The 11,145-nt window shown below is 52.4% G+C and carries 11 protein-coding genes; 7 read left to right on the top strand and 4 right to left on the bottom strand.

Annotated features, from left to right (window positions below; all coding sequences use genetic code 11):
- Positions 1-132: 132 nt before the first annotated feature.
- Together mobB and mobA are read right to left on the bottom strand one after the other, a co-directional pair.
- Entirely contained in the window at positions 133-639 is a 507-nt protein-coding gene (mobB, locus tag WFO70_RS22220) for a molybdopterin-guanine dinucleotide biosynthesis protein MobB (protein ID WP_337019380.1), read from the bottom strand.
- Entirely contained in the window at positions 636-1,220 is a 585-nt protein-coding gene (gene mobA / locus WFO70_RS22225) for a molybdenum cofactor guanylyltransferase MobA (RefSeq protein WP_337019382.1), read from the bottom strand. The genes mobB and mobA overlap by 4 nt, the downstream gene beginning before the upstream one ends.
- A 68-nt stretch (positions 1,221-1,288) precedes the next feature.
- Here mobA and WFO70_RS22230 point away from each other — a divergent pair, with 68 nt between their 5' ends.
- The 3 genes from WFO70_RS22230 (at position 1,289) to dsbA (ending at position 3,271) form a co-directional block, all read left to right on the top strand.
- Positions 1,289-1,558 carry a YihD family protein gene (locus WFO70_RS22230; protein ID WP_032615442.1) on the top strand — a complete coding sequence of 90 codons (270 nt, stop codon included), beginning with the start codon at positions 1,289-1,291 and terminating at the stop codon, positions 1,556-1,558.
- A 75-nt stretch (positions 1,559-1,633) separates the two neighbouring features.
- On the top strand, positions 1,634-2,620 hold the full coding sequence (locus WFO70_RS22235; protein WP_337019383.1) for a serine/threonine protein kinase: 987 nt from the start codon (positions 1,634-1,636) through the stop codon (positions 2,618-2,620).
- A 27-nt stretch (positions 2,621-2,647) separates the two neighbouring features.
- Entirely contained in the window at positions 2,648-3,271 is a 624-nt protein-coding gene (dsbA, locus tag WFO70_RS22240) for a thiol:disulfide interchange protein DsbA (RefSeq protein WP_337019385.1), read from the top strand.
- 15 nt (positions 3,272-3,286) lie between these two features.
- Here the strand turns inward: dsbA and WFO70_RS22245 are convergent, their stop codons facing one another.
- On the bottom strand, positions 3,287-4,195 hold the full coding sequence (locus tag WFO70_RS22245) for an acyltransferase (protein ID WP_337019387.1): 909 nt from the start codon (positions 4,193-4,195) through the stop codon (positions 3,287-3,289).
- 436 nt (positions 4,196-4,631) lie between these two features.
- Between WFO70_RS22245 and polA the strand changes: the two genes are divergently transcribed.
- Together polA and WFO70_RS22560 are read left to right on the top strand one after the other, a co-directional pair.
- Positions 4,632-7,424: a DNA polymerase I gene (gene polA, locus WFO70_RS22250; protein ID WP_337019389.1), complete on the top strand. Its 2,793-nt coding sequence runs from the start codon at positions 4,632-4,634 to the stop codon at positions 7,422-7,424.
- Positions 7,425-7,589: 165 nt separating this feature from the next.
- Positions 7,590-7,637 (top strand): spot 42 RNA, inhibition of DNA synthesis, encoded by a 48-nt coding sequence (locus WFO70_RS22560; RefSeq protein WP_071892919.1) that lies wholly within the window; start codon positions 7,590-7,592, stop codon positions 7,635-7,637.
- 97 nt (positions 7,638-7,734) lie between these two features.
- On the opposite strand, the gene yihA is transcribed toward WFO70_RS22560, so the two are convergent.
- Complete coding sequence (gene yihA / locus WFO70_RS22255; protein WP_337019391.1) at positions 7,735-8,361, bottom strand: ribosome biogenesis GTP-binding protein YihA/YsxC; 627 nt, start codon at positions 8,359-8,361, stop codon at positions 7,735-7,737.
- Positions 8,362-8,941: 580 nt separating this feature from the next.
- Here yihA and yihI point away from each other — a divergent pair.
- Positions 8,942-9,457 carry a Der GTPase-activating protein YihI gene (gene yihI, locus WFO70_RS22260; RefSeq protein WP_337019393.1) on the top strand — a complete coding sequence of 172 codons (516 nt, stop codon included), beginning with the start codon at positions 8,942-8,944 and terminating at the stop codon, positions 9,455-9,457.
- A gap of 188 nt (positions 9,458-9,645) precedes the next feature.
- The gene (gene hemN, locus WFO70_RS22265; RefSeq protein WP_337019395.1) at positions 9,646-11,019 is read left to right on the top strand and encodes an oxygen-independent coproporphyrinogen III oxidase; all 1,374 of its coding nucleotides are present in this window, start codon (positions 9,646-9,648) and stop codon (positions 11,017-11,019) included.
- Positions 11,020-11,145 lie beyond the last annotated feature (126 nt).

Here is an 11,145-nt window from a genome sequence, read left to right on the forward strand (position 1 = left end):
GATGGTAGTGTGGGGTCTCCCCATGCGAGAGTAGGGAACTGCCAGGCATCAAATTACGCGAAAGCCCATCCTCACGGATGGGCTTTTTGCGTTGGGGCGGAAAAAAGCCGGGCGGCGCTGCGCTTGCCCGGCCTACAGCGTATTCATCCATTGCAGAATAAAATCCACGATCGCCTCGCTATTATTGATATCCAACACCGGTACCGGAAGCGAAAACACCTCATCACTGGCCACAGCGATGACATGCTCATCAAGCGTTAATTCATTAATATCATGCCCGGTATCGCTTCTGAAGAGCAGGATCTTCGCCACCGGCTCATGCTTAAACCCTTCTACCAGTACCAGATCCAGCCTCGAATGATCCATTCGGCTGATCAGATAAGCCAGATCGATCTCCTCTTCGTCAGGCGTTTCCGTCATTAATGCCCAGCGTTGACTACTGGCGACAAGGGTTTGTGCTGCGCCGGCTTTGCGCAGCTCATAGCTGTCCTTCCCGGGAGTATCGACATCCATGTTGTGGTGAGTATGTTTGATCAGCCCCGGGCGCACACCTCTGGCACAGAGCGCCGGGATGATGGCTTTTAACAGGGTGGTTTTCCCCGTACCGCTCCAGGCAGCAATCGCTAAAACCGGTATCATCTGTGCCTCCTGGCAGTCTGCATCTCTTCGAGGGTGTTCATATTAATAAATGCCTGTTTCATATCGCTAAAATCGACGGAATGTCCGCCCGCCGGGCGCATAAAAACCATCACCCGTCGTTCGCCTGAGGCTAAATAGTCCTGTAGCTTTGGCATTAACTGGCAGTGCATTAATGCAATGGTGGGATGATCGCGATCGCCGTCGTGCGCCCAGACCACAGGTGCTATTCCCCTGTTTTTAACCAGCCTCTCTGCCAGGCAATCCGGGATAAAAGGGGTATCGCAAGGGCAGAACAGGAACCACTCCGCGTCGCACTGCTGCATGACCGAAAGCATGCCCGCCAGCGGCCCGGGGTAATCAGCCAGCAGATCCGCGTAAACGGGATACCCGCTTTCCTGATAAGTGGCGATATTACGGTTGGCACTGACGGCAAGCGTGTCGACCTGCTTACGCAGCGTTCGCGCAACGTGCTGCCATAACGGCATGCCGTTCAGCTCCTGCAAGCCCTTATCTTTTCCCCCCATGCGGGATGCCTTGCCTCCGGCTAATACCACACCGGTGATGCTGCTTATCTGGCTCAACAATATCGCCTCTTTTCTTGTGGGATTGACCCTGCTAACGTGTCACTCTAAATGAAAGGAGCATTACCATGAAATGTAAACGTCTGAACGAAGTTATTGAACTCCTCCAGCCAGCCTGGCAGAAAGAGCCAGAACTTAACCTGATGCAATTCTTACAGAAACTGGCGCAGGAGTCAGGTTATGACGGAGAACTGGCCGACCTTTCTGATGACATCCTGATCTATCACCTGAAAATGCGTGATTCAGGTAAAGATGCGGTGATCCCGGGTATTCAGAAAGATTACGAAGAGGATTTCAAAACCGCACTGCTGCGCGCGCGTGGCGTAATTAAAGAGTAAAAGCTTGTAAGAGGCACCACCGTAAAGGCCGTTAAATGATATCCTCAATCATTCGTATAATTTCCGGATGATCGGATGAACGACCAGGCTTTTACTTTCCAGACCTTACACCCGGATACCATTATGGATGCACTGTTTGAACAGGGCATCCGGGTGGACTCAGGCCTGACTCCATTAAACAGCTATGAGAACCGCGTCTACCAGTTTCAGGACGAGGATCGCCGGCGCTTTGTGGTGAAATTTTACCGCCCGCAGCGCTGGTCAGCTGAACAAATTCAGGAAGAACATCAGTTCGCGCTGGATCTGGTGGCTGATGATGTTCCCGTCGCTGCCCCTCTTCAATTCAATAATCAGACGCTGCTGTCACACCAGGGTTTTTATTTTGCGGTCTTCCCCAGCCTTGGTGGCCGGCAATTTGAAGCCGATAATATCGATCAGATGGAGTGGGTTGCCCGTTATTTAGGGCGCATTCATCAGACGGGGCAGAAAAGCGAATTTACCGCGCGCCCAACCATTGGTATTCAGGAATACTTGCTCGAGCCGCGCCAGGTATTTGAAACGTCCACGCTCATCCCTTCCGGGCTGAAGGCGCAGTTCCTGGCCGCAACGGATGATTTAATTAACGCCGTCATACCGCGCTGGGATAACAACGTAACAACGCTTCGTCTGCACGGCGATTGCCATGCCGGAAATATCCTCTGGCGTGATGGGCCGTTATTTGTCGATCTCGATGATGCCCGAATGGGACCTGCCATTCAGGATCTCTGGATGCTGCTGAATGGCGATAAAGCCGAGCAACGGATGCAGCTGGAGACGATTATCGAAGCCTATGAAGAATTCAGTTCCTTTGATTCAGACGAAATTGCATTAATCGAACCTTTACGCGCCATGCGTTTTGTTTATTATCTTGCATGGTTAATCAGGCGTTGGGACGACCCCGCTTTCCCCAGAAACTTCCCGTGGCTTACCGGGGAAGATTACTGGCGTAACCAGATTTCCACATTTATTGAACAGGTAAAGGTTCTGCAGGAGCCCCCTTTGCAATTAACGCCAATGTATTAATCGAACACACCCAGGAGAGAGTTGATCATGAAAAAAATATGGCTGGCGCTGGCAGGTATGATTCTGGCTTTTAGCGCATCGGCTGCACAGTTCACCGATGGCAAGCAGTATATTACCCTCGACAAACCGGTTGCCGGAGAACCTCAGGTACTTGAGTTCTTCTCATTCTACTGCCCGCACTGCTATGAGTTCGAGCAGGTTCTGCACGTTTCCGATAGCGTGAAGAAAAAGCTGCCGGAAGGCACCAAAATGACCAAGTATCACGTTGAGTTTCTTGGCCCGTTGGGCAAAGACCTGACTCAGGCGTGGGCCGTTGCGATGGCGCTGGGTGTGGAAGACAAAATTACTGCCCCGATGTTTGAAGCGGTTCAGAAAACTCAGGCCGTCCAGACCACGGCCGATATCCGTAAGGTATTTGTTGATGCTGGCATCAAAGGCGAAGAATACGATGCAGCCTGGAATAGCTTCGTCGTGAAATCTCTGGTAGCTCAGCAGGAAAAAGCCGCTGCCGATCTGCAGCTGCGCGGCGTGCCAGCCATGTATGTAAACGGCAAATATCAGCTGAATATGCAGGGCATGGATACCAGCAGCATGGACATCTTCGTCCAGCAATATGCTGATACTGTGAAATATCTGGTTGAGAAGAAGTAATAAAGAAAACGCCGGTCAATGACCGGCGTTGTTGTATTCCGCTTTAATTTTATTTATCAGCGCGTCTTTCTCACTCCACAGCGTATTCAGCCAGAGCTGGAAACGTCGCTTAAAGTTCTTATCGCTGACATAGTCCCCGTGTAACTCCTCCGCCACCGGCACCAGATTAATACGCACCACGATACGGGTTAACCTACCACTGAGCATATCGTAAAACGGCGTCTTATCGTTTTCGGGATAGCAGAGCGTCACGTCCAGTAACTTGTCGAACTGTTGGCCCAACACGTTAAGCGCCATGGCGATCCCGGCCGCTTTTGGTGGCAGCAGGTTGGCATAAGGTGATCGGGTTTGCTGCTGCTTCTCTGCGGTAAAGCGAGAACCTTCGACAAAGTTAACGATGGTGGTGGGGTGGGCGCGAAACTTCTCGCACGAGCGGCGGGTCGTTTCAACATCTTTGCCGCGGCGCTCGGGATGGCGAATAAGATAGCTACGCGAATAGCGTTTCATGAAGGGCATATCCAGCGCCCAGCAGGCGAGACCAATAAAGGGCACCCAGGCGAGCTGCTGCTTCAGGAAGTATTTGTTCATCGGGATATGTTTGCGGAACAGCACGCACAACACCACGATATCGGCCCAGCTATGGTGATTGCAGATGAGCAAGTACCAGTTTTTCTTATTGAGCCCTTCCAGACCCTGGACATCCCATTTCAGATGCGGATTAAGGCGCAGAAGTACCGCCAGGCCTTCACACCAGCAGTACATCATGACGTTGCAAAAAGCGGATACTGCACGCCAGACGATGGGGATCGGCAATAGCAGTTTAACTATTCCGGCGATGATAATCGGCACAGAACAGGCGATGGTAACCAGAATCGTTAATGCGACACTCAACAAAAGTATTATCGCAGCCAGCAGTTTAGACATGATGAATGTTTTCAGGTGGTTAGCTATAGTATGCGCCTGATAAACAGACACTGGGCGCTGATTTTACCAGAAAACACCCGCAGGCAGGCGCTTTCACCTGACGGGATTTCTGATTTGTATGTCTGGTGGAGAAAAATGCTGTAGCGCGGATCTTAGGTGGCTTATATCCACATGGAGTAAATTGTCATCAACCAGAAATATGAGATCGCGATCAAATAACAAACCATTGATTGTTAAGATTAATTATTATTCAGGCGATCGTCAGATAGCACATTTAGTCCAGGCCGTAGAAACTATTCACAAACTTATCCACAGATTTGATTTGCGAGCGATCCTCCGGATCGCAAAATCTTTGGCTGTATTAGCCGCGAAAAACTGATGTTTTCATCCTTCTGTGGCATCCTTTATCCATAAATTACTCAAAGGCACGGTCATTATGGTTCAGATCCCCGAAAATCCGCTTATTCTCGTCGACGGTTCGTCTTACCTCTATCGGGCGTATCATGCGTTTCCTCCGCTGACTAACAGCGCGGGAGAGCCTACTGGCGCAATGTATGGCGTGCTGAACATGCTGCGTAGCTTGATCCTGCAGTATCAGCCGAGCCATGCCGCCGTAGTCTTCGACGCGAAAGGCAAAACTTTCCGGGACGAGCTGTTTGAACATTACAAATCCCATCGCCCGCCAATGCCGGACGATCTGCGTGCGCAGATCGAGCCTCTGCATAAGATGGTGAAAGCGATGGGGCTGCCTTTAATGGCCGTCTCTGGCGTAGAAGCGGACGATGTGATCGGGACGCTGGCGCGGGAAGCTGAGAAGCTGGGCCGTCCGGTATTAATCAGTACCGGTGATAAAGACATGGCGCAGCTGGTCACGCCGGGGATCACCCTGATTAACACCATGACCAATACCATCCTCGGGCCGGAAGAGGTGGTGACCAAGTATGGCGTGCCGCCGGAGCTGATCATCGACTTCCTCGCCCTGATGGGCGACTCCTCCGATAACATCCCAGGCGTACCGGGTGTGGGCGAGAAAACGGCCCAGGCGCTGCTGCAGGGGCTGGGTGGGCTGGATACGTTGTATAGCGAGCAGGATAAAATTGCCGGCCTAACCTTCCGCGGCGCCAAAACTATGGCCGCTAAGCTTGAGCAAAACAAAGAGGTGGCGTACCTCTCCTATCAGCTGGCAACCATCAAAACCGATGTTGAACTGGATCTGACCTGCGAACAGCTGGAAGTACAGCAGCCTGCCGCCGAAGAGCTGCTGAGCCTGTTTAAGCAGTACGAATTTAAACGCTGGATCACCGATCTCGAAGCGGGGAAATGGCTGCAGGCGAAAGGGGCAAAACCGGCGGCTAAGCCAAAAGAGACGCTGGTAATTGATGCAGAAGAGGAGCCGGAAGAAGAAGCCAGCGTCCTCTCGTCTGAACATTACGAAACCATCCTCGATGAAGCCCGGCTTCAGGTCTGGATTGAAAAATTAAAGCAGGCGCCGGTGTTTGCTTTTGATACCGAAACCGACAGCCTCGATAATGTGTCCGCCAATATGGTGGGTCTCTCCTTTGCCACTGAACCTGGCGTTGCCGCCTATGTGCCGGTCGCCCACGACTATCTGGATGCGCCTGACCAGATCGCCCGCGAACGCGTGCTCGAGCTTCTCAAGCCGATCCTGGAAGACGAAAAAGCACTTAAGGTAGGGCAAAACCTGAAGTTCGATCGCGGCATCCTGCAGAACTACGGCATTGAACTGCGTGGCATTGCGTTCGATACCATGCTGGAGTCCTATATCCTCGACAGCGTCGCCGGTCGTCACGATATGGATTCACTCTCCGATCGCTGGCTGAAGCACAAAACTGTCACCTTTGAAGAGATCGCCGGTAAGGGCAAGAATCAGCTGACCTTTAACCAGATCGCGCTGGAAGAGGCGGGACACTATGCGGCAGAAGATGCCGACGTCACGCTGCAACTGCATTTAAAGATGTGGCCAAAGCTGCAAAAACACGCCGGGCCGCTGAACGTGTTCCAGAATATCGAGATGCCGCTGGTGCCGGTTCTGTCCCGCATTGAGCGCAACGGCGTGAAGATCGACCCGGCAGTGCTGCATAAGCACTCGGAAGAGATCGCGTTGCGCCTGAACGAACTTGAACAAAAAGCACATGAGATCGCTGGCGAGCCGTTTAATCTCTCGTCCACCAAACAGCTGCAAACTATCCTGTTTGAAAAGCAGGGCATTAAGCCGCTGAAGAAAACGCCGGGCGGCGCGCCGTCCACCTCTGAAGAGGTACTGGAGGAGCTGGCGCTGGACTACCCGCTGCCGAAAGTTATCCTGCAATACCGCGGGCTGGCAAAGCTGAAATCGACCTACACCGATAAGCTGCCGTTGATGATTAACCCAAAAACGGGTCGCGTGCATACCTCCTATCATCAAGCGGTGGCAGCAACCGGGCGTTTATCTTCGACCGATCCTAACCTGCAAAACATTCCGGTACGTAATGAAGAAGGGCGTCGTATTCGTCAGGCGTTTATTGCGCCGCAGGACTACGTCATTGTCTCTGCTGACTATTCGCAGATTGAACTGCGTATTATGGCGCACCTGTCCCGGGATAAAGGTCTGTTGACCGCCTTTGCTGAAGGGCAGGATATCCACCGGGCCACGGCGGCTGAAGTATTTGGTATGTCGCTGGAGAGTGTCACCGGGGAACAGCGCCGCAGCGCAAAAGCGATCAACTTTGGCCTGATCTACGGTATGAGCGCTTTTGGTCTCTCCCGTCAGCTCAATATTCCGCGTAAAGAGTCGCAGAAGTACATGGATCTCTATTTCGAACGCTATCCGGGCGTGCTGCAGTACATGGAGACCACCCGTGCCCAGGCGAAAGAGAAAGGCTATGTTGAAACGCTGGAAGGCCGTCGTCTCTATCTGCCGGACATCAAATCCAGCAATGCGGCCCGCCGTGCCGGTGCCGAGCGTGCGGCAATCAACGCCCCGATGCAGGGGACTGCCGCAGATATCATTAAACGCGCGATGATCGCCGTTGATGCCTGGCTGGAGAAAGAGCAGCCGCGGGTGCGTATGATCATGCAGGTACACGATGAACTGGTGTTCGAAGTGCACAAAGACGATCTGGAATCCGTCTCGAAAAAGATCCATGAACTGATGGAAAACAGCGTGAAACTGGATGTACCGTTGCTGGTGGAAGTGGGTAGCGGAGAAAACTGGGATCAGGCTCACTAATGCTTTCTGGGATATGAACAGTTTATGTAAGTAAGCAACATATCCATGAACGTTTTGTGATGATCATTAGAATTCCCTATGTAAAGAATGAAAAAAAACTACAAAAAGTGCTTTGTCTATAGTCTAAAAAAGGGTAGAGTTATTCGCGTAGGGTACAGAGGTAAGATGTTCTATCTTTCAGACCTTTTACTTCACGTAATCGGATTTGGCTGAATATTTTAGCCGCCCCAGTCAGTAATGACTGGGGCGTTTTTTATTGCGGCAAAGAAAACTCAGCGCAAAAAAAGCGCGGACATCGCCGCGCTTATCATCACTCTTCCACTTCTGTCGCAGGTTCCAGCTCGCTATACCAGCGATCCAGTTTCTCACGCAGTTTATCCACGCCGAGTTTCTTCAGCGAAGAGAAAGCCTCAACCTGGATGTCACCGTTGAACGCCAGCACCGCTTCACGCACCATATTCACCTGCGCCTTACGTGCGCCGCTCGCCAGCTTGTCGGCTTTGGTCAGCAGCACCAGCACCTCGATCCCGCTTTCGACGGCCCAGTGGATCATCTGCTGATCAAGATCTTTAAGCGGATGACGAATGTCCATCAGCACTACCAGACCTTTCAGGCACAGGCGTTTTTCCAGGTATTCGCCCAGCGCGCGCTGCCACTTGATTTTCATCTCTTCCGGCACTTCGGCATAGCCATAGCCTGGCAGGTCGACCAGACGCTTGCCCGGTGCAACTTCGAACAGGTTAATCAGCTGGGTACGGCCAGGCGTTTTAGAGATACGGGCCAGGCTTTTCTGATTGGTCAGGGTATTCAGAGCGCTGGATTTCCCCGCGTTGGACCGGCCAGCAAATGCCACTTCAAGACCCGTGTCGGCGGGTAAATGGCGAATATCAGGCGCACTAAGCACAAAATGCGTCTGGTGATAATTCAGGTTGGTCACGTGGTTGTCTCCAGAAATTCGTAACGTTGGGGGGATTATACCTGAACAGAGAGAAAAGGCTTTGCCCATCGGTAACGCCGCTGTAAGTAAAAACCCTGTGCTTTGTAAGAGATCTGCCCTTTGTATTATGGGAGATTTAAGAAAAGTCGCAGTGAGTTAAAAAATCAAAATCATTAAAATCAAACTATTAACGCTTAGTCTTAATCTGAAAGTCGCACTACTGCGGCTTTTGCGGGTTGTAGGTTTAGTCGGACAAGGTAAAGTAGCGTTCAACGGCGAGGATGCCGACAGGAAGCGGACTTAAGGATAAGGGTCAGGAGCGCCAGGAGGCGAAGACGAAGGATAGTCAGGAAGACGCACGCCTGGAGGCGTTACAAAAGGAAAAGGACATATCACGGACGGTACCGGCTAACGGAAAAACAGGGTTAGTTGTCAGCAAACAGGGATTGTCAGACCCATAACGGGTTGTGAGTCAGGAAAAAAGGCGACAGATTGCTCTGTCGCCTTTTTTCTTTGCTTGCTTTCTGCTAGATTTCGCCGCAATTCTATACTCAAGAAAACGACGTAAAGACAAAACATCATGAAAAAACCGACCTCCGCTGCAGGCGCTAAACGTCCAGCAAAAGCACGCCGCAAAACGCGCGAAGAACTGAATCAGGAAGCGCGCGATCGCAAACGCGATAAAAAGCATCGTGGTCATGCTGCCGGTAGCCGCGCGAGTGGCGGTGATTCGTCCGGCGCGTCTGCGAAAAACAAGCAGCAGAAAGACCCGCGTATCGGCAGTAAAACACCTGTTCCATTAGGCGTGACCGATGCCCCGGTCACCAGGCAGCACAAACCCAAGAGCGAGAAACCTATGCTTTCACCGCAGGCTGAGCTGGATTTGCTGGAGAACGATGAGCGCCTGGACGCGCTGCTGGAACGTCTTGAAGAGGGTGAAACCCTGAGTGCTGAAGAGCAGTCATGGGTGGATGCCAAACTGGATCGCATTGATGAACTGATGCAGAAGCTTGGCCTCTCTTACGACGATGAAGAAGAAGAGGAGGAAGAAGAGAAGCAGGAAGACATGATGCGCCTGCTGAAAGGTGGAAACTAACATTTGCACCCGGCAGGCTTTATCGTCCTGCTTATAACCCTTCCGGTTATATGTTATCTGGTGTGGTTATTCGTTAAACTACGGCGGTTGTCGCGGCGACAGAAGTGGCTGCGCACCCGATTCGTGGCCCGCACAGGGGCCAGAACGGGCCGCCGTATACGAACGCGACACCATCGGAAGGAGTGAACATGTCTGTACCAACCATCGACTGGGATCTGGCCCTGATCCAAAAATATAACTATTCCGGGCCGCGCTATACCTCTTATCCCACCGCGCTGGAGTTTTCCGACGCTTTTGGTGATAGCCAATTTCAGCAGGCGGTTGCACGTTACCCTGACCGTCCGCTCTCTCTGTATGTTCATATCCCGTTCTGCCACAAGCTCTGCTACTTCTGCGGCTGCAATAAAATTGTGACCCGCCAGCAGCACAAGGCGGATCAGTATCTGGATGCGCTTGAGCAGGAGATCCTGCATCGCGCGCCGCAGTTTGCCGGCCGCCATGTCAGCCAGCTCCACTGGGGCGGCGGTACGCCGACCTACCTGAATAAAGCGCAAATAAGTCGTTTGATGACGCTGCTGCGTGGCAACTTTACTTTCAACGACGATGCAGAAATCTCGATCGAGGTCGATCCTCGCGAAATTGAGCTGGATGTACTGGATCACTTACGCATGGAAGGGTTCAATCGCCTGAGTATGGGCGTGCAGGACTTCAACAAAGAGGTCCAGCGGCTGGTCAACCGCGAGCAGGATGAAGAGTTCATCTTCGCTCTGTTAAACCATGCGCGGGAGATTGGTTTCACCTCCACCAATATCGACCTGATTTATGGCCTGCCGAAGCAGACGCCTGAGAGTTTTGCCTTCACGCTGAAGCGCGTGGCGGAGCTTAATCCGGATCGCCTGAGCGTCTTCAACTATGCGCATCTGCCGACGCTGTTTGCTGCCCAGCGCAAAATCAAGGACGCCGACCTGCCTTCCGCCCAGCAAAAGCTGGATATCCTGCAGGAGACCATCACCTCTCTGACTGCGACCGGTTACCAGTTTATCGGCATGGATCACTTTGCCCGCCCGGATGACGAGCTGGCCATTGCGCAGCGGGAAGGTGTGCTACATCGTAACTTCCAGGGCTACACCACCCAGGGCGATACGGATCTGCTGGGGATGGGCGTTTCAGCCATCAGCATGATTGGTGACTGCTATGCGCAGAACCAGAAAGAGCTGAAGCACTATTATCAGCAGGTGGATGATACCGGCAACGCCCTGTGGCGCGGCATCGCCTTAACCCGCGACGACTGTATCCGCCGGGACGTGATAAAAGCGCTGATCTGCAACTTCCGTCTCGACTTCAGCGACGTCGAAGCACAGTGGGATCTACAGTTTAGCGATTACTTTGCTGATGACATGAAGCTGCTGGCGCCGCTGGCGAAAGACGGGCTGGTGGATGTCACGGAGAAGGCGATTGAGGTGACGCCAAAAGGGCGTCTGTTGATTCGTAATATCTGCATGTGCTTTGACGCCTACCTGCGTCAAAAGGCGCGCCTGCAGCAGTTCTCGCGCGTGATTTAAGGCGTACCGAAGTAAGTAGGCCGATGTGATGGACACCTCCCACCTTACGGCATCAGAGTGCCAGACTGAGGTGTTAACTTCAGTTCCCAGGGGGAGGTGTCCACATGAATATTAAACGTATTGGCC

The sequence above is a fragment of the Leclercia sp. AS011 genome, assembly GCF_037152535.1.
GTDB lineage: Bacteria > Pseudomonadota > Gammaproteobacteria > Enterobacterales > Enterobacteriaceae > Enterobacter.